Here is a 25671-nt window from a genome sequence, read left to right as displayed (position 1 = left end):
CCAGCTTAGCGTCGTCGTGGCGGACGCGCCCCGATCACCGGGTGAACGCCCGCCGGCGCCCCCGCAAGGCGGATGCGCAAACCCCGGGCCGTGTCCGGACCCGCACCCGCCTGCCGGCATGCCGCCGGCAAGGACAGGCGCCATCGGCGCAACTATTCGGTGGTCGGCAGGTAGATGATCTGGGAACGCAGCTCCGGCATGATCCGGCGCATCATCGCCGCGTAGCCGGCGTTGTACTCCGGCGAGCACACCGGCCCCGGGGTGCGGTCGTTGAGCAGGCGATGCACCTGCACCGTGTTGCCGTCCCGGCGATAGCTCGCCGTGTAGCTCACGCCCTCGTACTCCAGTGACAGATCCTGCGGCAGCGCGACGATCCGCAACCCGTCGGCGAACTCCAGCTCGTACCGCTCCTCGGAGACGATGCCCGCGCAGCCGCTCTCGCCCGGCGGATGCTCGTCGCTGCCCAGGTTGCTCGTGACCACGCCGCTGATCGGCGCGAAGCTGACGAACCACGGCTGGACCTGGATGCCGGCCGGAACCGGCAGCATCTTCTCGACCTCGAATTCGGCATCGATGCTGAACTCCTCCAGCAATGGCTTCGGGTCCGGAAAGCTGACCTCGCCGCTGGCCTTCAGCGAGGCCTGCTGGAAATAACGCTTCACCAGCTCGTCGACATCGCTGGCCGGCATGTCGCGGAACTGGTCGCGCGCGGCGACCGCCAGGCGACCGCTCAGCTCCAGGCGCTGCGTGCCCGAAATCGAGCCGTCCGGATCGACCCGCAACCGGGTGACCAGCTTCTGCCCGTCCCGGCCGACGTCGTTGGCCGGCGTGCGCGCCTCCGGATGGTGGCCGTCGACCAGCAGCACCGGCTTGCCGGCCACGCTGCCCGGCAGGCTGCCGAACGGCACCGTTGCCGCGGTCGAATCCAGGTACAGATCCATGTCCGGGATGTAGCTGATCACGTGGTTCACCACCGACGCCACAGGAATGTCGGGAAGCGAATACGTTCCCCCGGCATTGATCAGCGCCTGTGTGCTGTCGATGCCCCGGGCCTTCAGCAGTGCCTGCAGCAGCGTCGCATGGTCCTTGCAATCACCCATCCGGTTGTCGAGCACGGCGTCGAGATCGCGCGGAACCACCGCGCCCAGCCCGATGCAGTTGCCCGCATAGGTGATGTTGCGCGAGACCCATTCGTACAGCCGCCTGGCGACTTCGCGCGGTTCCTGCGCGTCGCCGGCGATTTCGTCGGCCAGCTCGCGGATGCGTGGCGTGGGCACCGCCTTGGCATTGGCCGGTCCGCCATAGGCCTCCGCGATCTGCCTGTAGCTGTCGAAGGTCGAGAACGCGTAACCCGGATAGCGTTCGACGTTGAAGACGGTGTCGCGAAGGCTTTCCGGCTCCACCGGATCGCGGTTCTGCCAATGCCACTCGACGATCCTGCGATCGCCGCGGCGCTTCACCGTGGATTCGCGCATCTGCCACGTCCGGTGGCGCGCGTCGAGGTCCGCCGGCGCATCGACGGATACGGTGACGTCCCCGTAGTACGTCGCCGGACTGAAGCTCTCGATGACCGAGAAGTGGCCCGCGAACAACGGCGTATTCGTCGTCAGCCGGTACGAGAATACCGTCGTGTCGCCGACCGCGAGCTCGGGAAACACCACCGTCAGCGTCGAGCGGTCCGAGTAGACAGGAGAGTCCCCGTCCTGCCCCGAGCTGGCGCTGACCTGGTAGTTGCCCGGCGGGACCGGAATCCTGCGGCCGTCGGCCTTCAGCGTGTACGCCTCCAGGATGTCGGCCTTCTGGATGCTCGTGCTGTAGCTCACCGAGGCGTTCTTCGCGTACTCGAGCGCCGGCTCCCTGAGCACCCGGGTCGCCGTTTCCCGCGACTCCGAGTAGCTGCCGTCCTGATTGACGACGTACTGGATCCTCTCGTACTCGACCTGCCACGGGCGGTCATCGGCTTCGGTCGCGGCCGCGCCGCAGGCGACCAGCATGGCGATGGCGAATACGCCGGCCTTCCAACGTTCCAGATTCACGAGTCCCCTTCCTCCATCTCATGGGTTCATTCCCTGTCCGCAGCCCGCCAGCAGCGCGTGCGGCCCGTCCACGCCCCCGTATCCGGCGGGTGCCGGCATCCTACACCCGCGCGACGGCCGCAGAGTGACCCGCCCGGTTGCCCGGAGGCCATGCGCACGCCACCCGCCACACGTGCCGGCAGTGGCGTTCCTCCACAGTGCTGTCGTGCCCCGATGAACGCCGGCTCACGGATCCCCGGTTGGCAGATGCGCAAACGCCCCGGCTGTGACAGGATTCGCGCCCGCCTGCCGGTCCCGTGGCAGCGTCGCGGACCGCCCGCCCTGCCCATGCGCCTGAACAAGTTCATCAGTGATACCGGCTTCTGCTCCCGGCGCGAGGCCGACCGCCTGATCGCCGCCGGCCGCGTCAGCGTCAATGGCCTGCGCGCGCGGATCGGCACCGGGCTGGCCGAGGGCGACACGGTGCTGGTCGACGGCGAGGCCCTGCATGCCCGCAGCGCCGCCCGCGGCCGGCGCCGGCACGTCTACATCGCATTGAACAAGCCGGTCGGGATCACCTGCACGACCGAGTCGGGGGTCAAGGGCAACATCGTCGACTTCGTCGGCCACGAGCAGCGGATCTTCCCGATCGGCCGTCTGGACAAGGATTCCGAAGGCCTGATCCTGCTCACCAGCAACGGCGACATCGTCAACGAGATCCTGCGCGCGGAGAACAAGCTGGAGAAGGAATACCTGGTCGCGGTGAATCATGCAGTGAGCGACGAGTTCCTCCGCGGGATGAGCCGGGGCGTGCCGGTACATGGCCAGACGACCCTGCCCTGCAGGGCCGGCAGGCTCGGCCGCTTCGGTTTCCGAATCGTTCTCGTGCAGGGCCTGAACCGGCAGATCCGACTGATGGCCGCCCACTTCGGCTACCGGGTCAAGCAGCTGGTCCGCGTGCGTATCGGCAACGTCAAGCTCGGACATCTCAAGCCGGGCCAGTGGCGCAATCTCACCGACGCCGAACTGCAGGGCCTGCTGCCGCGGCGGACCGAATGGTGATGGCGGCCGACCTGTCCGCTATCTGCGCGGAACCGGTTGCGACGCCCAGGTCATCGCCGCACCGCGCTCATCAGGCTCGAACGTCTTCAGCTCGGTAGTCGGCACCAGCTTGCCGACGAACGTCGACACGTTGGCCAGCCAGTGACGCTCGGTGACCACCGCCGCGCGCGCGAACCGGCTGTACTCGCCGAACTTGTCGATCGCGTAGCGGACATCCTTGCCCATCGCTTCCGCACTCATGCCGGTCATCCCGGTGAGGTCGGTATAGACGGCGATGCGGGGATGCATCGACAGGCGGGTCTCGATCTCGGCGACGCAGGCGTCGTAATCCTCGCCGGTCAGGGTGCCGGTGAAGTGGAATGCCGCCACGTGCGGCGCGGATGGCAGGATGTCGATCATGGTGCGGTCTCCATGCGGATCAAGCCCCTGCCCGAGCCGATCATGTCACCGGCGGCGTTCAACCGCCGTCAATTCCGGAACTCAACCGCGCGCCCTTTCCACCAGCCTGGCGATCGTGTTCATGTTGCGCGCGGTGCCGGTCTTCGATGCAGGGACGTTGAGTTTCGACTGCGCCATGCCGTCGCCGTAGTGGACGTATATCTCACGGCGCCCCAGCGCCAGCTGTTCGTCCTTGCGCCCGCTGACGCCGTCCAGCGCATCCGCCGACGGAGCGTCATCGGGGAATATCGCGACCACCCGGTTGGGCGCGGCGTCCGGGAACGGGTGGTCCGCCAGCACCGCCGACATTTCCTCCGGTGAACGCACCATCACGCCCACCGGCCTGCCCGCGTATGCTTCGAGCACCGACTCCAGCATCGCTTTCACCCGTGCGCTGGCGGCGTCGCTGCGCAATACGACGTTGCCGCTGGCGATATAGGTGCGCACCTCGCTGAAACCTGCCCGTTCGCACAATCCGCGAAGCTCGGCCATGGAACGGGCCCCTTCCAGTACACCTGCGCAGGTGATGGCAATGCCAATGTGGCGCCGCGCCGCTACACTGCGGCGATGTCCAGCTGGTTCGTCTACCTGATCGAATGCCGTGGCGCCCGGATCTACACCGGGATCGCGACCGACGTCGAGCGCCGCTATCGGGAGCATGCCGCCGGCAAAGGTGCACGCTTCACCCGGGCATGGCCGCCGGAGCGCCTGCTGGCCCGCTTCGAGTATCCGGACCGCTCGGCCGCCAGCCGCGCCGAGCACGCCATCAAGCGGCTGTCGCCGGTACGCAAACGGGCGTTGTGCCTGAAGTACGCGGCGCCCGAGGTGCCGAGGCGAGCCGTTGGGGCGGCTCCGACATAGGCGGGCGCCGCCTCCGACGGGACCGGCCGCCCGTGCGCCCGTTCCGCGGACGGCGCGCACGGACGGAGCGTCCCATCCGTGGGCAGCCCGCTACACCTTCGCCGCCTTCCAGCGACCGCGCGAGAACAGCCACAGCGTGAACAGGCCGACCGCGGTCTCGGACACGAAAACCGCCCAGAACACGCCCGAGTGCTGCCAGTCGAGCGCGATCGCCAGCAGGTACGACAGCGGGATCTGGATCAGCCAGAAGAACACCACGTTGATCCAGGTCGGCGTTGCGGTGTCGCCGGCACCGTTGAATGCCTGCACCGACACCATCCACCAGCCGTAGACGAAGTACGAGTACGACAGGATTCGCAACCATTCGCCGCCGATCGCGATCACCGCGGGCTCGTCGGTGAACAGGGCGACGATGCGGTCATGGAAGAAGAAGAACATCACCGACACCGCGAGCGTGAAAGCCATGTTGTACCAGCCGATACGCCATACCGAGGCCTCGGCGCGGCCCGGCTCGTCGGCGCCGAGGTTCTGCCCCACCAGGGTCGCGGCGGCGTTCGACATGCCCCAGGCCGGCATCAGCGTGAACATCATGATCCGGATCGCGATCGTCGCGCCGGCCACCGCCTCGCTGCCGAGGCTGGCGAGAATGCGCAGCAGGAAGATCCACGAGGTGGTCGCGACGATCATCTGGCCGATGCCGCCCAGCGAGGTACGCACGATGTTCAGCATCGTCGCGCCGCGCAGAACCAGCTGCGACGCGGCGACACGGATGTGGCGGCCGCCGCGGAACAGCACCCACAGCTGCATCAGGACGCCGGCGCCGCGGCCGATGTTGGTCGCGATCGCCGCACCCTCCACCCCCATCGCCGGAATCGGGCCCAGACCGAAGATCAGGATCGGATCGAGCACGATGTTCAGGCCGTTGGCCACCCATAGCACCCGCATCGCGATCGCCGCATCTCCTGCCCCGCGGTAGATCGCGTTGATCACGAACAGCAGCAGGATCACCGCGTTGCCACCGAGCATCCACTGCATGTAGCCGACGCCGTGCTCGAGCGTCCACGCATCGGCGCCCATCAGCTGCAGCAGTTCGCGGGCGTAGACGATGCCAGCGATCGCGAACGGCACCGACGCCAGCAACGCGACCAGGATCGCCTGCACCGCGGTGACCGCCGCCTCGTCGGGCTTGTGCTCGCCGATCCGGCGCGCGACCACGGCGGTCACCGCCATCGACAGCCCCATCGCGACCGAGTACAGCAGAAACAGGTAGCTCTCGGTCAGTCCGACGGTCGCCACCGCCGATGGCCCGAGCTTGCCGACGAAGAAGATGTCCGCGACCGCGAACGTCGACTCCAGCACCAGTTCCAGCACCATCGGCACCGCCAGCAGGAACACCGCGCGGCGGAGCGGGATCTTCGTGTAGTCGGCGCCGGTACCGCGGACGGCGTCGCGCAACTCGCTCCACAGCGACGGCCGCGCCGAGGGGGCCGCCATGGCGGCTTCCGCCGCACCGGACTGCGGGACGGACGTGTCTTGTTCGTTCATCGTTGACATGGTTCTGGTATCCAATGGTGGGCAGCCGACGGACAGCTGCACCCGGCCGGCCTGCATATCGGTACGACGATCGGCAATGCCCGCGATCGACAGCCAGGCGACGCCCGTTCGGGGCAGGCAGGATCATCGGAACCTGCCGCGACGGACGGCAGGCGGCGGACCGCAGAAGGTGCCGGGCCCGCGGCGGCTCCACCGGTCGTCGCGGCTACGCCTTCCTGACGAATTCCGACTTCAGCTTCATGGCACCGATACCTTCGATCTTGCAGTCGATGTTGTGGTCGCCTTCGACCAGGCGGATGTTCCTGACCTTGGTGCCGACCTTCACCACCGAGGAGGAACCCTTGACCTTCAGGTCCTTGATCACGATCACTGCATCACCGTCGCCCAGCACATTGCCGTTCGCATCGACGACGACGGTCTCCTCCCCGGCGATCTCCGCCACTTCACCGGCCACCTGCTCATGCCCGCACTCGGGGCAGACGACCAGGTTGCCGTCCTCGTAGGTGTATTCGCAGCCGCACTGGCGGCAAGGGGCAGAGGCGTTCATCGCGAGCCGTTCCAACATGCGCCTGCGGGGCGCGAGGGCCGTACATTCTGACGCATTCGCGGGCGGAGCGGGGCGAGAACCGCAATCCCGCGAGTTCCGCCACAACTGCCGACGCGCCGCCGTCACGCGACCGGCAGCGGCAGCAGTACGCGTGGAGCGCCAATCCCCGGTACGTCCGCGACCGCCCGTGCCACGTGTGCGACAGCGGAACGCAGCATCGTCGGTGCGACATGGCGGCGATGCGTGCGCGTGATCATCGCGATGTAGAGCCGGCCAAACAGGTTCGTCGGCCGGACCCGGGTTCCCAGTCCGAACCGGGTCGTTCCATCCGTCATCCGCTCAACGCGCACGCAGGAACGGAACGACAGATGTCTGTCGTCCGCTCCCAGCAGCACTTCCACCCAGCGCCCGCTCTCTTCGCGGCGCACATCCAGCACCGGAAAGCGTCCGTCGAAGCGCTGCCGGCAAGGCCCCTCCGACAGCAGCGACGATGCCGGACAGCCCAGGCGCGACGTCCGCAGCCCCAGAGGTCGGACCAGCACATTGCGGAACGCCATCAGCCCGGTGACGCTCGCAGCCTGATTGCACACGAAGCCTTCCAGCATGCAGGCCATGATCCGCTCGACGTCGGCCTCCGGCATGGTCCCGGAAGGCAGCTCGAGCGCGAACCAGTCCTGATGCACGTTGGCACCATCGAGCACGTCCGCCAGCAACGAACCGGGCGGCGGCGACGGATGTTCGTCGACCCTGCAGTGCCCGGCGTTGCGGGCGGCAAACCCCCGGGGTTTCCTCGTGCGACGCATGCGCGCACCGAGAATGCCCGCCATCGAACGTGAGCGGCGACAGGCCCGCCCCGCAAGGCTGTCCGCGGGCGCCGACAACGCCAGGACGGTCGCCGGCACCTGGCCGGCGGCGAAGGCCTCCGCGACTGCTTCTGCCACGGTATCCGGCAGCAGCTCCGTCAGCGACGGAATGTCCCCCTGCCCGGCGCGGACCAGGCGCTCGAGTTCCGACGACAGTCCGCCGCCCAGCTCGTTGCTGTGACAGGACAGGGCCATCAGGGCCGGATGCCCCGCGGCGAGCGGAACGAAGCGATGCCAGGTGCCGCCGCCGAAGCGGACGGTGAACATCGCATCGGGGGGCACGTCGACGCATTCGAGCGTGCGGGCAAAACCACGCGGATCGGCGTCGATCCGTTCCCGCGACTCCGTCGAAAAGCACAGCCGCGCACCGCCGCTGCCGGCGACCGCGGTGAACACGCGGTGGCCGGCATGACAATGGAATGGATGCCCCTGCGGACCGACGACGAAGGAATACAGCGCGGTCGGATCGCCGCGCGACAGATCCATGCTGCCGATACGTGCCGACGGCTCGTCCAGGGCGTCGGCGTGATGCGGATGGCGCGCCTGCAGCGCGGCCGTCGAGGCGATCAGCCGGTCCCCTTCACCGATTCCAAGCTGCCCGACCAGCGTCACCTCGACCGGCAGGCCGCCGGAACGGGACCGGAGCGAGACCGATGGAAAAGTGTCGACGCGTCCCTGTGCGATACCCATCAGTGGCCTCCGGCGTCAGGACTTCGAGGATCCGGTGTCGTCGTTGCCGCGCCCGCCGCGTTTCTCCTGCGCACGGGCCCGGCTCTCGCGCTTCAGCGGCCGCGCCACCGGACACGCTTCGGTCATCCAGCCGAACAGCGTGTTGGTCAGTCGTTCGGTCTGCTGGCGGAAGTAGACGAACTGACCGCGGCGCTCGCGCACGATCAGGCCCGCGTCCTCCAGCACGCGCAGGTGACCGGACAGCGCCGGCTTGCTGAAGTCGAAGCGCTCGCCGATTTCGCCCGCGGTCATCTCGCCCTCGCTGAGATAGGCCAGGATCTTGCGGCGGGGAACCGAGGCGAGCGCCTCGAAGACACGATCGATCGACATTGTGGCGACAATAGTTAATTAATTTATTAACTATTTACTCCGACTCCGCCGCGGATGCAACCCCCTTCGCCGGCCGGGATCCGGAAACGACGACGGCCCGGAGCCGGCCGGGCCGTCGCGATGCTGCCGGGACCGCGACCTTACGCCATCGGCAGCTTCAGGCCCTGCTCCTTCGCGCACTGTTTCGCGGCCTCGTAGCCAGCGTCGGCGTGGCGCATCACTCCGGTACCGGGGTCGTTCCACAGCACCCGGGCGATGCGCCTGTCGGCGGCTTCGCTGCCGTCGCAGACGATCACCACGCCGCTGTGCTGGCTGTAGCCCATGCCGACGCCGCCACCGTGGTGCAGCGACACCCAGGTCGCGCCGCCGGCGACGTTGAGCATCGCGTTGAGCAGCGGCCAGTCGGACACCGCGTCGGAGCCGTCCTTCATCGCCTCGGTCTCGCGGTTCGGGCTGGCGACGCTGCCGCTGTCCAGGTGATCGCGGCCGATCACCACCGGCGCCTTCAGCTCGCCGTTGCGGACCATCTCGTTGAAGGCGAGGCCGAGCTTGTGGCGCAGGCCGAGGCCGACCCAGCAGATCCGCGCCGGCAGGCCCTGGAAGCTGATCCGCTCCCTGGCCATGTCCAGCCAGTTGTGCAGGTGGGCGTCGTCGGGGATCAGTTCCTTGACCTTGGCATCGGTCCTGTAGATGTCCTCCGGATCGCCCGACAGCGCGACCCAGCGGAACGGTCCGACGCCGCGGCAGAACAGCGGACGCACGTAGGCCGGTACGAAGCCCGGGAAGTCGAACGCGTTCTCGCAGCCCTCGTCCTTGGCCATCTGGCGGATATTGTTGCCGTAGTCGAAGACCGGAATGCCCATGTCCTCGAAGTGCAGCATCGCCTCGACATGGACGCGCATCGACTTCTTGGCCGCGTCGCGCACACGGACCGGATCCTCCTTCTGCATCCGCTCCCACTGCTCGACGCTCCAGCCGATCGGCAGGTAGCCGTGCACCGGGTCGTGCGCGGAGGTCTGGTCGGTGACCGCATCCGGACGCACGCCGCGCTCGACCATCCGCGGCAGGATCTCGGCGGCATTGCCGAGCAAGGCGATCGACTTCGCCTCGCCGGCTTCGGTGTACCTCTCGATCCGCGCCAGCGCGTCATCGAGGTCGCTCGCCTGCTCGTCGACGTAGCGCGTGCGCAGGCGCATGTCGATCCGGCTCTGCTGGCATTCGATGTTGAGGCTGCAGGCGCCGGCGAGCGACGCCGCCAGCGGTTGCGCGCCACCCATGCCGCCCAGGCCCGCAGTCAGGATCCACTTGCCCTTGAGGTCGCCGCCGTAGTGCTGGCGGCCCATCTCGACGAAGGTTTCGTAGGTGCCCTGCACGATGCCCTGGCTGCCGATGTAGATCCACGACCCCGCCGTCATCTGCCCGTACATCATCAGGCCTTTGCGGTCGAGCTCGTTGAAGTGCTCCCAGTTGGCCCAGGCCGGCACCAGGTTGGAATTGGCGATCAGCACCCGCGGCGCATCCGGATGGGTCGGGAAGACGCCGACCGGCTTGCCGGACTGCACCAGCAGGGTTTCATCGTCGCCAAGCTCCTTCAGCGATTCGAGGATCGCGTCGAAGCTGTCCCAGTCGCGCGCGGCGCGGCCGATGCCGCCGTAAACCACCAGATCCTCCGGGTGCTCGGCGACCTCCGGATCGAGGTTGTTCTGGATCATCCGGAACGGCGCCTCGGTCAGCCATGACCTGCAGCTCAGTTCGCTGCCGCGCGGCGCGCGGATCGTGCGGGATGGATCGTGGCGGTTGCGGACGCTCTGGCTCATGAGGGGCTCCGATGGTCATGCCCGAAGGGCGGGCGTTCGATGCCGCCATTATCGCGCCGCCGCGCATCGCGGCACCGCCGCCGACGCATCGATGACCCCGCACCGCGGTCGATTCCGGCGCGAAACCGGCCGGAACCCGCGGTTTTGTTTACGCTGTACACATGAAAGCCCGTTCCGATTCCGCAGGTCGCATCCTCCGGGCCGCCCGCCGCCTGTTCGAGCGTGAAGGACCAGCAGGGGTGACGATGCGCCGGGTCGCGGCCGCGGTCGGGCTGTCACCGATGGCGATCTACCGTCACTTCGAGAACCGCGAAGCCCTGCTGGCGCGGATCGGCGAGGACAGCTTCGAGTCGATCGCCGGGCACTGGTCGGCACGCGCGCAGGGGCTCGATCCACTGACCCGGCTGATCGAGGTGCATCGCCTCTATCTGGACTACGCCCTCACCCATCCACACCTGTTCGACCTGGCGTTCTCGATGCCGCGGCGCGACGCGAGACGCTATCCGGAGGACTTCCGCGCACGCCGCTCGCCGACCCTGACCGTGGTCGCCGACGCGGTTGCCGATGCGATCGCGGCCGGCGCGCTGCGCGAGGACGACGCATGGGCCGTCACCATGACGCTGTGGGCGCACACCCACGGTCTGGTCGCGCTGTACCGCAGCGGCCGCTTCAATTACGACGAAGCGATGTTCCGCGACTTCTACGAGCGGTCGCTGCAGCGCCTGTTCGCCGGGCTGCAGGCGGACCGGCATGAACCGGCCCGCCTCCCCGATCAGTGATTGCGCTGCACCGGTCGCTGCGGGATCCGGTCGCGGACGTGGGTACCGACCTCCACGCCCGAACGCCTGGCCGCCTCGATCGACTTGCGCCTGGCCTCGTCTTCCCGCACCTGGGTATCGATGCAGTTGTCCGGTCGCGCGTCACTGCCGGGACGGCCGGCGCAATAGGCCGGACCCGGTCCGCCGGCCGGCCCGGGTTTGCGTGCGGACGCCTTGTCCTGTCCCCGCGCGTCCACGTCGTGGCCCTGCCCGCTGCGCGGGTCGACCAGGTGCACGCCGGGCTCGTCGATGGTCTGCGCATCCGCGCCTGCCGGAACGCCGCACCACAGCGCCGCCCAGAGCGCGATCAGCGCAAGGCCGGAGCGGTTGCCCGTGCGCAGGTGCAGCGCGGGCCGGAAGAGCGACCGAGAAAACGACTGTAAATAGTCCATGGCGAAAGGCTTCTTGTTCTTGTCGGCGGATCGGCCGCGATCGCGGCCTGCCGTGCGGGCCGGCGCCGAAAGCCGTGGCGACGGCTCGGGCACCGGAAGCTCCCATCCCTGGAAATGCGACGTGCCGCACCCTTGGCGGCGAACGGCCGACAAGGATAACCGAGGAGGCAGACTTGGCATAAACGCCGCCTGTACGGAGAAAACCGGGTGCGGACGGCGATGACCGGAAACACGGGCAACCGGCGAAAAAGCAGCGGAGCGGGCACCCGGGACCCGGGGGAAGGTCGTGGAGGACGTCCGGATGCACCGCTCCAACAGCATGGTCAACGGATCGGGAACCGCTGAGCGGACCATGCAGGAATCGGGTCGCCGAAACCGCGCGGTCCCGCTCAGTCGTTGGCGCGGTTGAGTATCTGCGTGCTCGTCTCGGCGGCATGCACGCGCGTCCCGACGTCGGCGCGGCCGCTGGCCTCCTGGTCGTCGCGGTCATGGGCGCGGCCGCGGGCAGCGGTGCAGTCGCGAGAGCGGATATTCGAACCGGTCTGGCGCATGCAGCGTGGAGCGTGTGTCCCGTCGCGGTCGGCGGCGACTCCACCGGACCGCGCTTCGACTTCCGCATCCCCCTTCTCCGGCTGTACCGAGGCGGCCCGGGGCATCTGCGCCGATGGCACCTCGGCGGTCTGCGCCGTGGCGTCCAGCGCCGATGCGCCCAACAGGAGTGCGATACTGGCCAATATGGACTGTGGTCCGATGGAATTGCCGCGGCTCATGGGATGGTTTCTCCAGCAGGTGACGTCGTTGCCACGATTACCCTGTACGTCGCTTGCGGCCGGACCGTCGCACCCCTGCAGCCTCCATGTATGGAGAACCCGATCGTGAACCGAACCCGGCGGCTCCTGCTGTCGATCTGCCTGCTGGCGGGCCTGTGCGCCTGTTCCGGGGACACTTTGTCGAACGGGCCCGGCGCAACCGAGGCGACGCCTCCATTGCGCATGCTGGTTTTCACCCGCACCACAGGATGGCGACACGACTCCATTCCGGATGCGCTGAAGACGCTGCGTCAGCTTGCGGAAGCCGAGTCGATCGCCGTCGATGCCAGCGAGAATCCCGCCGACTTCAATCCCGGCAACCTCGCCCCCTACCGGCTGGTGGTGTTCGCCAACACCACCGGCGACGTGCTCGACGAGCACGGGCAGCGGGCGATGAAGGCTTTCGTCCAGAGCGGCGGCGGCTTCATCGGCATCCATTCGGCAGCCGATACCGAGCACGACTGGCCGTGGTACGGGGACCTGGTCGGCGCATGGTTCGCCAACCACCCGCCGGGCCTGCAGAGCACGCGCGTGGAATTCGCCCGCGAAGGCATCGCGCCCGGGGAGCGTCACTGGCCGGTCACCGACGAGATCTACAACTATCGCGACAACCCACGCGGCCGCGTCACGGTGATCGCCACCGTCGACGAGACCCTGTACGAAGGCGGTGGGATGGACGGCGACCATCCGATCGCCTGGTGTCATGAACGCCTCGGCGGCCGGGCCTGGTATACGGGCCTCGGCCACGATCCGGCCGTGTACGCGGACGCGACCTTCCGCCGTCATCTGGCCGGCGGCCTGCGATACGCAGCAGGGCTCTCCGCGCAATGCTGAGCAGCCGGCCGCAAGCAGGTCCCCGCTCCGCGGAACGACATCCCCCATCGCCTGCAACATCTCCCCGTCAAGATCGCTCCATGCCATCCATCCCGATCCGTGCGCGCGCGGCGCGCGCCGCCCTGGCTGCCGTTCTGGCCGCCGCCGCTCTCCTTTTCCTTGCAGCCTGCGTTTCGTCGCCGCATGAAGCGCGGGGCGGCCCGGCCGCGGCCCGGGTCCCGAACTCCTCACCACCCGTGCTGTTGGTGTCGATCGACGGCTTCCGCCCCGACTACCTCGAGCTCGGCATCACTCCGAACCTGCAACGCCTCGTCGACGGCGGCGTCCGCGCCGAATGGATGAATCCGTCCTATCCGTCGCTGACCTTTCCGAACCACTACAGCATCGTCACCGGACTGCGCCCGGACCGTCACGGCATCGTCCACAACAGCATGGAGGACGCCGGGCTGGGCGTGTTCCGGTTGAGCAACCGCGAGGCGGTGGGCGACGGCCGCTGGTGGGGCGGCGAACCGATCTGGGTCGGCGCGCACAAGGCGGGGCTGCCGAATGCGACGCTGTTCTGGCCTGGCAGCGAGGCGCCCGTCCAGGGCGTGCGCCCGGACCGCTGGAAGCCGTTCGATGCCGACATGCCCTACGAGACACGCGTCGACACCGTGCTCGGCTGGCTGGCCGAACCGGCGGCGACCCGGCCGCGCATCGCCACCCTGTATTTCGAGCGCGTCGACAAGGCCGGCCACGACCACGGCCCGGATTCGCCGGAAACGCGAGCGGCGGTCGCCGAGGCCGACGCGGCGATCGGCAGGCTGCTCGACGGGCTGCAGGCGCGCGACCTGCTCGACGCCGTCAATCTCATCGTCGTTTCCGACCACGGCATGGCGGCGACCCGGGGCGATCAGGCGATCGCGGTGGAGGACATCGTATCGATGCAGGACGGCAAGGTCGTGTCGTACGGCCAGTCGGTCGGCATCGAACCGATGCCGGGCCGCGCCGGCGAAGTCGAACGCAGGCTGGTCGAACGGTCCGCGGGGCGCCACGAGCACTACCAGTGCTGGCGCAAGCAGGAACTGCCGGCGCGCTGGCACTACGGCCGCAATCCGCGGGTGCCGTCGATCATCTGCCAGATGGACGAGGGCTGGGACGCGATACCGGCCGAGTACATCGAACGCCGCCGCACCGCCGGTACCCGCGGCTCGCATGGCTACGATCCGGCATTGCCGTCGATGCGCGCTCTGTTCGTCGCGCATGGGCCCGCGTTCCGCGACGGCGTGACCGTGCCCCCGTTCGAGAATGTCGATGTCTATCCGCTGCTGGCACGGCTGGTCGGCATCGTCCCGGCGGAGAACGACGGCGACATCGCCCCGCTGCTGCCGGCACTGGAAAGCGAGGAGTGAGAGGAAACAGGCCCAGCACTCGGGCCTGGCTTCCCATACCTTCATCGATGTCCGAAACCGGCGAGTCGATGGACGCAGGCGGTGCTAGCCTGCACTCATGTCCTCTCCCGCTTCCACCGCCGTCACCGCGACCGGCCACGACCGCCCCGGACTGCCGCCGCAGATCTGCGCGCAGGCGCGGCTGAGCCGCGACGTCCGTTTCGACGGCCTGTTCTTCACCGCGGTCGCGACCACCGGCATCTACTGCCGGCCGGTCTGCCCGGCGCCGCCCGCGCACGAGAAGAACGTCAGCTACTTCGCCAACGCGGCCGCGGCCGAGGCCGCCGGCTACCGCCCCTGCCTGCGCTGCCGACCCGAGCTGTCGCCCGCCGACGGCCACTGGCGGCGCGGCGATGCCGCGGTCGCGCGGGCGATCCGTCTGATCGACGAGGGCCTGCTCGCCGACGCGCCGGTCGCGGCGCTGGCCGAGCGCGTCCATCTGGGCGAGCGCCAGTTGCGGCGACTGTTCGTCGAGCGCCTCGGCGCCGCGCCGCTGGGCGTGCACGCGACCCGCCGGCTGCTGTTCGCCAAGCAACTGCTCACGGAGACCGACCTGTCGATCACTGATGTGGCGATGGCCGCCGGCTTCGGCAGCCTGCGCCGCTTCAACACCGCCTTCAAGGAGGCCTACCGGATGGCGCCACGCGAACTGCGCAAGCGTCCGTCGGCCTCGCGCGACGAGACCCTGGCCCTGCGCCTGGGCTACCGCCCGCCGTACGAGCTGGACGCGATGCTCGACTTCCTGCGCGGCCGTGCACTGCCGGGCGTCGAAGTGGTGGACGAACACGGCTACCAGCGCGTGATCGCGCCGGTCGACGGCAACGGTCCCCCGGGCTGGTTGCGAGTCGGTGCCTGGCCCGACGACGAGCCGGCGCTGAAGCTGGAGCTGCATGGCGTGCCGCCGCTGCAGTTGCAGGCGGTGGTGACGCGCGTACGGCGGATGTTCGACCTCGACGCCGATCCGCAGGCGGTCGCCACCACGCTCGCCACCGATGCCCGGCTGCGACCGCTGCTGCAACGACGCCCGGGCCTGCGCCTGCCCAGCGGCTGGGACGGTTTCGAGATCGCGGTGCGCGCGATCATCGGCCAACAGGTCAGCGTCGCCGCCGCACGCACCGTCACCGCCCGCCTCGCCACGCGCTTCGGCAGCGTCTTCGAGCCGCCATTGGTCGAGGGCCTGACCCATCTGTTCCCGACTCCTGCGGCGCTGGCGGATGCCGACTTCGCCGGGATCGGACTGACCACGGCCCGCGCGGAAACCATCCGCACGATCGCCTGCGCCCTGCTCGATGGTCGCATCGACTTCCGTCCGGAGCAGACCCTGGAGGAATTCGTCGATCGCTGGACCGCGCTGCCGGGAATCGGCCCCTGGACCGCGCAGTACATTGCCCTGCGTGCGCTGGCGCACCCGGACGCATTCCCGTCCGAGGACCTGGTGCTGCAGAAGACCCTGCCGACCGACGGCTCGCGGCTGGGCGCGAAGGCCCTCGCCGCACATGCCGAGGCCTGGCGCCCGTGGCGTGCCTACGCCGTGATCCACCTGTGGCGCGAAGCGGCGGAAACGGCACGCGCCGCGCCGAACGCCCCCTCCCGTCCCGCCGCCAAGCGGAGGAAAACCGCATGAACGCACCCGCCCCGATCTTCCATCGCCTCTACCACAGCCCGGTCGGCCCGCTGCGGATCGCCACCTCCGATGCCGGCGTGCACGCGATCGAGTTCCACGCCCAGCGCCACCCGGTGCCGCGCGACACCCGCTGGCAGGCCGGCGAGCACCCGCTGCTGGATGCGGTGGCCGCGCAGCTGGACGGGTATTTCGCCGGCCAGCGCACCGTCTTCGACCTGCCGCTGGCGCCGGAAGGGACCGCGTTCCAGCGCAGCGTCTGGCTGGAGCTGGCGAGGATTCCGTACGGCAGCACGGTCAGCTACGCGCAGATGGCCTCGCGGGTCGGCCGGCCGGCGGCGGTGCGCGCGGTCGGCGCTGCGAACGGCCGCAATCCGCTGCCAATCGTGCTGCCCTGCCATCGGGTGATCGGCGCCGACGGTTCGCTGACCGGCTTCGGTGGCGGCCTGCCGACCAAGCAGTTCCTGCTGGAGCTCGAAGGTGCGCTGCCGAAGGCCGAGGCCGTCGACGACCTGTTCGCCGCCTGAGCGCACGCATTCGCATCGATGGCCGACGAGGATGTCCGGAAACGGCGAGCCGCCTGGCCTGCCCTCTGCGATGCTGCCGTCTCTCCAGCCACGACGGAACAGCCGATGTCCCAAGACACGCACGCCGACCTGCACGCCCGCTTCGCCGCCCTGCACCGCAGCGATGCGCCGCTGCTGATCGCCAACGCCTGGGACGCTGCCAGCGCGGCGCTGTGGCAGCACGCCGGCGCACCGGCGATCGGCACCAGCAGCGCCGCGATGGCCTGGGCCTGCGGCCATGCCGATGGCGGTGCACTGCCGCGCACCGCGCTGATGGACAAGGTCCGCGAGATCGTCCGGGTCACGACGGTACCGGTCAGCATCGACGTCGAGGACGGCTACAGCGACGATCCGGAGGCGGTCGCCGCGCTGGTGCGCGAGGTCGCCGAGGCCGGTGCGGTCGGCATCAACCTGGAGGACGGCGCCGGCACCCCGGAATCGCTGGCCCGCAAGATCCGCGCGATCCGCGCCGCGCTCGACGGCATGCCGCTGTTCGTCAACGCACGCACCGACGTCTACCTGCGCGGGATGGCCGATGGCGAACAGGCGGTGGCGATGACGCTGGAACGGCTGGCGCTGTACGCCGAAGCCGGCGCCGACGGTGCGTTCGTACCGTGCATCGCCGACGGTCGCGAGATCGCCGCGGTCGCAGCCGGCACCGCACTGCCGCTGAACGTGATGGCGATGCCCGGCCTGCCGCCGCTGGCCGAACTGCAGCGTGCCGGCGTGCGCCGGGTCAGCGCCGGCGAAGGCGTGTTCCAGCATGCGTTCGCCGCCGGCCTGCAGGCGGTGCGCGGGTTCCTGGGCGGCGATACCGCACGCCGATTCGACAACGCGGTGCCCTACGGCGAACTCAACGCGCTGTTCGCGCGCGCCGGCTGAGGACCTCCGGAGGAGTTGGGAAGGAAAGGGGGCGCCGCCCACCACCTCACATGCCGCGGAAGCGATGCAGGAACGCGGCGCTCACCGGCAACGCCTCGTCGCGACCGCGCAGGTGCAACCGCCACTTGCCCAGTTCGTCCTTGTGCACGCAGTCGATCGCGGCGACCCGCACGATCACCCCACGGTGCACCTGCCAGAACGCATCGGGATCGAGCCCGGCCAGCAGCTCCTTCAGCGGTGTCCGGATCACCGCCTCGTTGTCGTCGCTGACCACGCGCACGTACTTGTCCTGCGCCTGGAAGAACAGCACCTCGTCGATGCCGATCATCCTCACGCTGTCACCAATGCTGGCGCTGATCCAGCGGACCAGGCGCCCGTCGGTCGGCCGCAGCCGCGCCTCCAGCGCATCGACCCGCTCGCGCAGCGCCGCGCGGTCCGGCTGGGCCAGGCGCTCGCGCACGCGCGCGACCGCGCGGGCGAGTGAGGCGGGCTGCACCGGCTTGAGCAGGTAGTCGAGGGCCCCGGCCTCGAACGCGCCGATCGCGTATTCGTCGAAGGCGGTGGTGAACACCACCTGGCCGCCGTAGGCGACCACCGCACGGGCGACGTCCAGGCCGCTGACGCCGGGCATGCGGATGTCGAGAAAGGCGACCTGCGGTCGTTGCGCGGCGACCGCCTGCAGCGCCTCGACGCCGTCCTCGCACGCCTGGACCCGGCCCAGTTCCGGCCACGTCTCGAGCAGCATGGCCAGCAGCGCGGCGCGTTGCGGCGCTTCGTCCTCGGCGACCAGCACGGTCGGCGCCTCGGTCGATGGGTCGCGCATGCTCATGCCGCCTCCGCGGCCGGGATCCGGATCCCGGCGACGGTACCACCGCCGGGAGCGGCCTGCAGCCGCAACGCGGCGCGGCCGCCATACCGTGCACGCAGCTGCTCGCGCACGTTTTCCAGGCCGACCCCGCTGCCGATGCCCGGCCGCAGGCCGACACCATCGTCGCGGACCTCGACGTCGAGCATGCCGTCGGCCACACGGGCGGACACCACCACCTCGCCGCCTCCGCGCTTCGGCTCGATGCCATGCTTGATCGCGTTCTCGACCAGGGTGATCAACAGCAGCGGCGGATAGGCGCGCCCGCGCAAAGCCGGCTCGGCATCGATCCGATAGACCAGCCGGCCGCCCATGCGCAACCGCATCACCTCCAGATAGGCGGCGCACAGATCGAGCTGCTGGCCGAGCGTGGACTCGAGGCCGGCGCTGCCGGCATCGCCGTTGCGCAGCCGCGGAATCGTCGCGCGCAGGTAGTCGACCAGCGCGTCGAGGGTCTGCTCGGCCTGCAGCGGATCCTGCCGCACCAGCGCGCGCACCGATGCCAGCGTATTGAACAGGAAGTGCGGCTCGACCTGCGCCTGCAGCGCGCCCAGGCGCAGGTCGCTGTCGTGCTTGAGCCGGCGCAGGCGCGCGACCTCTACCTGGTGCCGTTCCTGTTCCCAGCGCCGCTGTTCGCTGAAGTAGGCGCGCAGCGCCAACCCGCCGCCGAACAGGCCGTAGATCACGAGCAACACGGCCAGGTTGACCGCCAATGCGAGCCCGCGCTCGAAGCCCGACAGGTCCGGCTTGCCGGAGACCCGCTGTCCTGCTTCCTGCATCGCCGTCACGACTTCGCGCTCGACGTAGCCCGAGGCCCATTGATCGACGGCGAAGCTGATCGCGATGCCGACCAGCACCGCCAGTACCACCGCACGGCGCTCGCGCGTCGCCGGCCAGCGCCGGTAGCGCACCCAGGTCGCCAATGCGGGACCCGCGGTCGCCATCAGCATGAAGGCGACGAACAGATGGCCGCCGGAGAGCACTCCAACCTCGTAATCGCGGGTCGACAGCCCCATGCCGAAGCCGGCGACCAGCGCGAACAGGGCCAGCACGATCGCGAACAGCAAACTGCGGCCGCGCAGCCACGGCAGACTGAACACCGGGTACTGGCGATACCGGCTCCAGACCGTGTTGCCGCCGACCAGCACCTTCGGCGGCAGCGCTGCGTCGAGCGGATAGGTCGTCCCGGCGCGCATGTCGGTGGGGGCGGACGTCGGCATGATGTCAGCGTCGCACGCCACGCAGGGTCTGCCCGCCCTGCAGCAGGGTCAGGCCGTCGACCGCGCCGTCGTCGCCGCGCCGGAAGCGGATCTCGATCCCGTACGCGGCCGCCTCGAACACGTCGTCCTTCACAGGCGTCAACGGAAACGCCCCCTGCCCGGTAGCCTGCGCGAACAGGGCGTCGCCCTGCACCCGCACGCTGAGCACCAGGTCGGTCGGATCGAGTGGATACTCGCCGGCGTATGCCTCCAGCGCTTCCGCGGTGAGCGTCGGCGCGGCGTCGGCGTTGGCGTCGATCCGACGCGCCGCCAGCACGCCGCCGCCCTGGTGCCAGACGAAGCGGTAGCTGCCATCGGCGCCTTTCTGCGGCGAGAGCAACGCATCGAAGGCGAGCGGATAGAAGTCGCCGGCACTGTCGTAACCCATCGCGAACGCAGGCTGGCCGGTCGCCTGGATTTCCAGCGCATCGCCGTTGCGCCGCAGCGTCATCGCCGGTCCGCCCTGCAGTTGCCAGTCGCCGACCAGCGCTTCGATCAGCGTCGGCGGAGCGGCCGTCGCCTTGCGCGGCGCGCCGAGCGGCAGGCGCGCATCGAGCAGATGCTGGCCGAGGCTGCCGAGTCCGCCCAGCGTCGTCATCGCGGTGTCCGACAACACGATCACGCCGCGGCGGCGTTCACGGTCGAAGGCGACGAACGAGGAAAAGCCTCCGGTGCCGCCCTCGTGTGCGTGCACCGTCCGACCGTCCAGCGGCGCCAGCATCCAGTTCATCGCGATCGGCTGCGCCGATGGCGTCGACAGCGGCTGCTGGGTCAGTCCGATCGCGGCCGCGAGCGGCTCCGGTGCGGCGCCGAGCTGGCCGCGCACATAGGCGACCATGTCGTCGAGGGTGGCGCGCACGCCGCCCACTCCGGCCAGGTCGGTCCGGAAGCGCCAGGCCGGCGTGACCTTGCCGCTCGGCAGGTGCCCGGCCGCCTCTTCGATGCCTTGCGGACGATCGTTGATGTAGGCGCCGCCCATCCCGAGCGGGGTGAAGACGCGCGTGTCGAGCAGCGTTTCCAGATCCTCACCGGCGCGGCGGGCGATCGCATACGACAGCAGCATCGAAGCGAAGTTGGAGTACTCGAAACGCTCGCCAGGCGCCTGCGCAAGCGTGCTGCGGCCAAGCGCGGCCAGCAGATCATCCGCCGTGATCGCCGCGTACGGATCGGTGGGATCCGACATTTCGACGCCGGGCGGCAGCGCCGGCAGCCCGCTGGTATGGGTGACCAGGTGACGCAGCCGGACCGGCTGGCCCTCGAATGTCGGGACCCGCACGTCGCCGGGCAGATAGCCTGCGAGCGGATCGTCCAGATCGGCCTGACCGGCCTCGATCAATCCGGCAAGCAGGGCGGCGGTCATCGTCTTGGTGACCGAACCGATCTCGAACGCGCTGGCCGGCCCGATCCTCGGAGCCGTGCTGCCATCGGCGCAGGCAAAGGTCCGGCGCACGTCGAAATCGCCGTCGCCGGTTCCGTCGATCACCGCGACCGCGAAGCAGGCGCCGGTGCGGTCGCCGAGCAGGCGCTTTTCGACGGTCGTCCTCAATGCGTCGCCGCCGGTCGCAGCCGATGGACTGGCGGCGCAGGCGCCCGCAGGCACCGCCAGCGCCGCCGCCAGCAGCGGGGCGACGAGGGAAGAAACGGTCCTGGGGCGGTTCGGGCTCATCGTCGGCACTCCTTGCTGATTGGGGACGCTGCCAGCCTGCCCGGCCTCCGTGCGGCCTGCCGTGGCGTGCGACGAAACCCCACCAGTCCCCGACGAAGGCCGCTCCCGGGTCGCGAAACGCCGCTCGGGGCCGGGTCGCGCCGTCAGTCCCGCATCAGCACGGCTAGCGCGTCGCGGTAACGGGTGGCGATTGCATCGCGGTCGCGGTGGCGGCCGCCGTCGACCACGCGCCGGCCGGCCACGTACACCTCGTCGACGAGATTGCGGTTGCCGCTGAAGATCCAGCGGTCGAGCAGATCGTCGACGGTCGCGCCGGTCAACTGCGCGGCGGCGCCGTCCAGCACCACCGCGTCGGCGGCCTGACCGGCGGCCAGCAAACCGATCGCGTGGCCGGACGCCGACGCGGCGCTGGCCGCGACGCCCCGCATCAGGGCATCGCCGACGCTGGGCGTCTCGGCGCCCACCGTGATGTTGCGGCGGCGGGTGACCAGCCGCTGTCCGTACTCGAGCCACCTCAGTTCCTCGACCGGCGACACCGAGATGTGCGAATCCGAACCGATTCCCCAGCGGCCGCCGGCGTCCAGGAAATCCCGCAGCGGGAACAGGCCGTCGCCGAGATTGGCTTCGGTGGTCGGGCAGATCGCGACGGTCGCGCCGCTGCGCGCGACCCCGGCCGTTTCGGCGGCATCCAGGTGGGTCGCGTGGACCAGGGTCCAGCGGGCATCCACCGCGGCATTGTCGAGCAGCCATTGCACCGGCCGCGCTCCGCGCATCGCGACGCAATCCTCGACCTCGGCCACCTGCTCGGCGATATGGATGTGGACCGGCATCGCCGGCGGCAACGCGGCAAGCACGGCACGCATCGCATCCGGCGGCACCGCGCGCAGGCTGTGCATGGCACAACCGACGTGCAGCATGCCGTGATGGGTTCCGCCGCGGTGGACACCGTCCACGGCACCGTAGCTCGCGACGTCCTCGCACAGGCTGTCGACCAGGTGCAGGTAGGCATCGACGTCGTGCCCGAAGCGACGCTGGCGTTCGCCGAGCGGGGCGCCGTCGAAGCCGGCGGTCATGTACAGCACCGGCAACAGGGTCATGCGGATGCCGGTGTCACGCGCAGCCGCGACCAGCGCCTGCGACATCGCCGCCGGATCCGAGTACGGGCGCCCGTCGGGCGCATGGTGCAGGTAGTGGAATTCGCAGACCGTGGTGTAGCCGGCCTCGAGCATCTCCGCGTAAAGCTGCGCGGCGACCGCGTACAGGGTGTCGGGCGTGAAGCGCGCGGCGAAGCGGTACATCGTCTCGCGCCAGGTCCAGAACGAGTCGGCGACGGCCTCCCGGCGATCGCGGGTCTGCCGTTCCGCCATTCCGGCCATCGCCCGCTGGAACGCATGCGAGTGCAGGTTGGCGACGCCGGGCACGAGGATCCGGTCCGACGCGTGTCGGCTGAAATGCGTGCCGGCCTGTACCGGCTGGAGCCGGGCGATGCGTCCGTGCCCGTCGACCTCCGCGCGCATCCCCGCGCGCCAGCCGCTCCCGCGGTGGTCGTCGGGACTCCAGTACATGCCGGCGGGAATCGAGTTGCGGGTCATCGGCGGCGGTCGTATCGGTTCGTAAGGGGGCGACCACGATTGTCGCGCATTTGCCGCGCATCGGCTGAAATGCGGGGCCGGGGCACCCGAAGCATGACCTACAATGCGCCGATGGCTTCCCGCGCTTTCCCTTCGCCCGATCCCGATGGAGACGGCCCGGCCCTGCTGTGGTCGCGCGAGGCCTGGAAGCGGCGACTGGCGCTGTGGGGCGGCGCGGTTGCGGTGGCGCTGGCGGCGATCGCATTCGCCAAGGTCGGCGACGCGGCGTTCGGCGTGTTCGTCGCGATCAGCGCACACTCGCCGTGGTGGGCGCTGGCACTGACGCCGGCGACCTTCGCCGCGCTGGCCTGGGCGACCTGCGGAGGTCTGGCCGCGACACGCGGCAGCGGCATCCCGCAGGTGATCGCATCGCTGCGGATCGGCCGCGACGACTTCCGCGCCGCGCAGCTGTCGCTGAAGGTGTCCGCGCTGAAGCTGCTGCTGACCGTGGTGTCGCTGCTGGGCGGCGCCTCGGTCGGACGGGAAGGCCCGACCGTGCACGTCGGCGCCGGCATCATGCACGCGATCGGCAGGCGCGTCGGCTACAGCGATCCCTACCAGGCCTCGCGTTTCCTGCTCGCCGGTGGAGCGGCCGGCATCGCCGCCGCGTTCAATACACCGCTGGCCGGCGTGGTGTTCGCGATCGAGGAGCTCAGCGGCGCGTTCGAACAGCGCTTCTCCGGCACCCTGCTGACCGCGGTGATCGTCGGCGGCGTGGTATCGCTGGGCGTGCTCGGCGACTACGCCTATTTCGGCCATATCCGCGCACGTCTGCCGTTCGGCGAGGGGTGGCTGGCGATCCTCGCCTGCGGCGTGCTGTGCGGGGTGCTCGGCGGGCTGTTCTCGCGGATCGTGATCGCCGCCGCGGACGGCCGTCCGCGCTGGCTCGGACGCCTGCGCGGCAACCGCCCGGTGCTGTTCGCGACCGCGTGCGGCCTGCTGCTGGCGGCGCTCGGAATCGCGCTCGGCGGCAGCGTGTTCGGCACCGGCTACGAGCAGGCGCAGGCACTGCTGGTGCGCGGCGACGCCCCCGGCGCGGAGTTCGGCATCGCCAAGTTCGCCGCCAACCTGGTCTCCTACCTGGCCGGCATTCCCGGCGGCCTGTTCTCGCCCGCGCTGGCGGTCGGCGCCGGTCTCGGCGACAACCTCACCGGACTGTTTCCGCGCGTCGATCCATCCGCGATCGTGTTGCTGGGCATGTGCGCCTACCTGGCCGGGGTGACCCAGGCGCCGCTGACCTCGGCGGTGATCTCGATGGAATTGACCGACAATCACGAACTGCTGCTGCCGATCCTCGCCACCGTGCTGATCGCGCGCGCCTGTTCCAGCCTGTGCTGTCCGACGCCGATCTACAAGGCGCTCGCGCAACGCCTGGTGCCGCACCTGCAGGCTCCGCCACCGACACCGCCGCCAACCCCGAAGCCCTCCGATGACTGATTCCGCCGACCCTTCCGATTCCGGGGCCGCCCGCTGGGACGGCCTGATCACCGGCGTCTCGCTCGCCACCCTCGACGGCGCCGACGGTTATGGCGAGATCCGCGACGCCGCGCTCGGCTGGCGCGACGGCCGGCTCGCCTACGTCGGCCCGCGCGACGCCCTGCCCGGCCGCGAGGACACGCTCGCCGACGAGGTGATCGAAGCGCACGGCTGGATCACCCCCGGCCTGGTCGACTGCCACACCCATGTGGTGTTCGCCGGCGACCGCGCGCGCGAGTTCGAGATGCGCCTGCGCGGCGAGAGCTACGAGGCGATCGCGCGCGCCGGCGGCGGCATCCTGTCGACCGTGCATGCGGTGCGCGAAGCCAGCGAGGACGCGCTGCTGGCGCAATCGCTGCCGCGCGCGAAGTCGCTGGTCGCCGACGGCGTGACCACGCTGGAGATCAAGTCCGGCTACGGTCTGGATCTCGCCAACGAGCGCAAGATGCTGCGGGTCGCGCGTCGCATCGGCGAGGTGCTCGGCATCGAGGTGCGTGCGACCTGCCTCGCCGCACATGCGCTGCCGCCCGAGTTCGCCGACGACGCCGACGGATACATCGACGCGGTGATCGAATGGCTGCCGGTGCTGCACGGCGAGGGTCTTGTCGACGCGGTCGATGCGTTCTGCGAGGGCATCGGCTTCAGTCCGGAACAGACCCGGCGGGTATTCGAGGCCGCACGTGCGCTCGGCCTGCCGGTCAAGCTGCATGCCGACCAGCTCAGCGATCTCGGCGGCGCCGGACTGGCCGCCGCGTTCGACGGCCTGTCCGCCGACCATGTCGAGTACACCAGCCAGGACAACGTGCGCGCGATGGCGGAGCATGGCACCGTCGCGGTGCTGCTGCCGGGTGCCTTCCACGTGCTGCGGGAAACGAAGCTGCCGCCGCTGGATGCGTTCCGCGAGCACGGCGTGCCGATGGCGGTGGCGACCGACTGCAACCCCGGCACCGCACCTCTGCTGTCGCTGCGTCAGGCGATGCAACTGGCCTGTACCCACTTCCGCCTGACTCCCGGGGAAGCGCTGCGCGGCGCGACCGTGCACGCCGCGCGCGCGCTGGGCCTGGACGACCGCGGCGTGCTGCGCATCGGCGCCCGCGCCGACTTCGTGCTGTGGGATATCGCCCACCCGGCCGAGCTCGGCTACTGGCTCGGCGGCCGCCTCTGTCGCGGCGTGTTCGCCGGCGGGCGGATGGTGGCCTGACCGTC

General features: G+C 69.8%; 24 protein-coding genes. 10 read left to right on the top strand and 14 right to left on the bottom strand.

What is annotated here, in order from left to right; translation table 11 throughout:
- Positions 1-152: 152 nt before the first annotated feature.
- A complete protein-coding gene (locus L3V18_RS14725) occupies positions 153-2036 on the bottom strand; it encodes a DUF3857 domain-containing protein (RefSeq protein WP_237053611.1) in 1884 nt (627 codons plus the stop codon).
- 327 nt (positions 2037-2363) lie between these two features.
- On the opposite strand from L3V18_RS14725, the gene L3V18_RS14720 reads away from it, so the two are divergent.
- The gene (locus tag L3V18_RS14720) at positions 2364-3077 is read left to right on the top strand and encodes a pseudouridine synthase (protein WP_237053612.1); all 714 of its coding nucleotides are present in this window, start codon (positions 2364-2366) and stop codon (positions 3075-3077) included.
- Between the two features lie 18 nt (positions 3078-3095).
- Here L3V18_RS14720 and L3V18_RS14715 read toward each other — a convergent pair whose 3' ends face one another.
- A complete protein-coding gene (locus tag L3V18_RS14715; RefSeq protein WP_237053613.1) occupies positions 3096-3476 on the bottom strand; it encodes a SpoIIAA family protein in 381 nt (126 codons plus the stop codon).
- Between the two features lie 81 nt (positions 3477-3557).
- Complete coding sequence (locus tag L3V18_RS14710; RefSeq protein WP_237053614.1) at positions 3558-4007, bottom strand: DUF1697 domain-containing protein; 450 nt, start codon at positions 4005-4007, stop codon at positions 3558-3560.
- A 75-nt stretch (positions 4008-4082) separates the two neighbouring features.
- Between L3V18_RS14710 and L3V18_RS14705 the strand changes: the two genes are divergently transcribed.
- Entirely contained in the window at positions 4083-4376 is a 294-nt protein-coding gene (locus tag L3V18_RS14705) for a GIY-YIG nuclease family protein (protein ID WP_237053615.1), read from the top strand.
- A gap of 90 nt (positions 4377-4466) precedes the next feature.
- Here L3V18_RS14705 and L3V18_RS14700 read toward each other — a convergent pair whose 3' ends face one another.
- From L3V18_RS14700 to hutU, 5 genes are all read right to left on the bottom strand, one after another.
- Entirely contained in the window at positions 4467-5870 is a 1404-nt protein-coding gene (locus L3V18_RS14700) for an MATE family efflux transporter (RefSeq protein WP_237053616.1), read from the bottom strand.
- A gap of 265 nt (positions 5871-6135) precedes the next feature.
- Complete coding sequence (locus tag L3V18_RS14695; RefSeq protein WP_237053617.1) at positions 6136-6477, bottom strand: zinc ribbon domain-containing protein YjdM; 342 nt, start codon at positions 6475-6477, stop codon at positions 6136-6138.
- A gap of 122 nt (positions 6478-6599) precedes the next feature.
- Positions 6600-8030, bottom strand: coding sequence for a DUF2867 domain-containing protein (locus L3V18_RS14690; protein ID WP_237053618.1), 1431 nt, complete (start codon positions 8028-8030; stop codon positions 6600-6602).
- 15 nt (positions 8031-8045) lie between these two features.
- Positions 8046-8399, bottom strand: a complete 354-nt coding sequence (locus L3V18_RS14685; RefSeq protein WP_237053619.1) for a metalloregulator ArsR/SmtB family transcription factor — start codon at positions 8397-8399, stop codon at positions 8046-8048.
- A gap of 140 nt (positions 8400-8539) precedes the next feature.
- Positions 8540-10216, bottom strand: a complete 1677-nt coding sequence (hutU, locus tag L3V18_RS14680) for a urocanate hydratase (RefSeq protein WP_237053620.1) — start codon at positions 10214-10216, stop codon at positions 8540-8542.
- Positions 10217-10377: 161 nt separating this feature from the next.
- On the opposite strand from hutU, the gene L3V18_RS14675 reads away from it, so the two are divergent.
- Complete coding sequence (locus L3V18_RS14675) at positions 10378-10995, top strand: TetR/AcrR family transcriptional regulator (protein WP_237053621.1); 618 nt, start codon at positions 10378-10380, stop codon at positions 10993-10995.
- Here L3V18_RS14675 and L3V18_RS14670 read toward each other — a convergent pair.
- Positions 10989-11426: a hypothetical protein gene (locus L3V18_RS14670; protein ID WP_237053622.1), complete on the bottom strand. Its 438-nt coding sequence runs from the start codon at positions 11424-11426 to the stop codon at positions 10989-10991. The genes L3V18_RS14675 and L3V18_RS14670 overlap by 7 nt on opposite strands.
- 389 nt (positions 11427-11815) lie before the next feature.
- The gene (locus tag L3V18_RS14665; RefSeq protein ID WP_237053623.1) at positions 11816-12196 is read right to left on the bottom strand and encodes a hypothetical protein; all 381 of its coding nucleotides are present in this window, start codon (positions 12194-12196) and stop codon (positions 11816-11818) included.
- Positions 12197-12301: 105 nt separating this feature from the next.
- Between L3V18_RS14665 and L3V18_RS14660 the strand changes: the two genes are divergently transcribed.
- The 5 genes from L3V18_RS14660 (at position 12302) to L3V18_RS14640 (ending at position 17568) form a co-directional block, all read left to right on the top strand.
- Entirely contained in the window at positions 12302-13069 is a 768-nt protein-coding gene (locus L3V18_RS14660) for a ThuA domain-containing protein (RefSeq protein ID WP_237053624.1), read from the top strand.
- An 80-nt stretch (positions 13070-13149) separates the two neighbouring features.
- A complete protein-coding gene (locus L3V18_RS14655) occupies positions 13150-14460 on the top strand; it encodes an alkaline phosphatase family protein (protein ID WP_237053625.1) in 1311 nt (436 codons plus the stop codon).
- Positions 14461-14557: 97 nt separating this feature from the next.
- Positions 14558-16123, top strand: a complete 1566-nt coding sequence (locus tag L3V18_RS14650; RefSeq protein WP_237053626.1) for a DNA-3-methyladenine glycosylase 2 family protein — start codon at positions 14558-14560, stop codon at positions 16121-16123.
- A complete protein-coding gene (locus tag L3V18_RS14645; RefSeq protein ID WP_237053627.1) occupies positions 16120-16647 on the top strand; it encodes a methylated-DNA--[protein]-cysteine S-methyltransferase in 528 nt (175 codons plus the stop codon). The genes L3V18_RS14650 and L3V18_RS14645 overlap by 4 nt, the downstream gene beginning before the upstream one ends.
- Positions 16648-16752: 105 nt before the next feature.
- Positions 16753-17568: an isocitrate lyase/PEP mutase family protein gene (locus tag L3V18_RS14640; RefSeq protein WP_237053628.1), complete on the top strand. Its 816-nt coding sequence runs from the start codon at positions 16753-16755 to the stop codon at positions 17566-17568.
- A 46-nt stretch (positions 17569-17614) separates the two neighbouring features.
- Here the strand turns inward: L3V18_RS14640 and L3V18_RS14635 are convergent, their stop codons facing one another.
- From L3V18_RS14635 to L3V18_RS14620, 4 genes are all read right to left on the bottom strand, one after another.
- Complete coding sequence (locus L3V18_RS14635; RefSeq protein ID WP_237053716.1) at positions 17615-18391, bottom strand: LytR/AlgR family response regulator transcription factor; 777 nt, start codon at positions 18389-18391, stop codon at positions 17615-17617.
- 2 nt (positions 18392-18393) lie between these two features.
- On the bottom strand, positions 18394-19653 hold the full coding sequence (locus tag L3V18_RS14630; protein ID WP_237053629.1) for a sensor histidine kinase: 1260 nt from the start codon (positions 19651-19653) through the stop codon (positions 18394-18396).
- Positions 19654-19657: 4 nt separating this feature from the next.
- A complete protein-coding gene (locus L3V18_RS14625; RefSeq protein ID WP_237053630.1) occupies positions 19658-21358 on the bottom strand; it encodes a serine hydrolase in 1701 nt (566 codons plus the stop codon).
- A gap of 143 nt (positions 21359-21501) precedes the next feature.
- A complete protein-coding gene (locus L3V18_RS14620) occupies positions 21502-22950 on the bottom strand; it encodes a formimidoylglutamate deiminase (RefSeq protein ID WP_237053631.1) in 1449 nt (482 codons plus the stop codon).
- A gap of 111 nt (positions 22951-23061) precedes the next feature.
- Between L3V18_RS14620 and L3V18_RS14615 the strand changes: the two genes are divergently transcribed.
- Both L3V18_RS14615 and hutI read left to right on the top strand, forming a co-directional pair.
- Positions 23062-24426, top strand: a complete 1365-nt coding sequence (locus L3V18_RS14615) for a chloride channel protein (RefSeq protein WP_237053632.1) — start codon at positions 23062-23064, stop codon at positions 24424-24426.
- Positions 24419-25666 carry an imidazolonepropionase gene (gene hutI, locus L3V18_RS14610; RefSeq protein WP_237053633.1) on the top strand — a complete coding sequence of 416 codons (1248 nt, stop codon included), beginning with the start codon at positions 24419-24421 and terminating at the stop codon, positions 25664-25666. The genes L3V18_RS14615 and hutI overlap by 8 nt, the downstream gene beginning before the upstream one ends.
- Positions 25667-25671: the final 5 nt, after the last annotated feature.

This window comes from Marilutibacter chinensis, from assembly GCF_021725675.1.
Classification (GTDB): domain Bacteria; phylum Pseudomonadota; class Gammaproteobacteria; order Xanthomonadales; family Xanthomonadaceae; genus Marilutibacter; species Marilutibacter chinensis.
The sequence above is the reverse complement of the archived record's forward strand: the minus strand, read 5'-3'. Positions and strand labels throughout refer to the sequence as shown.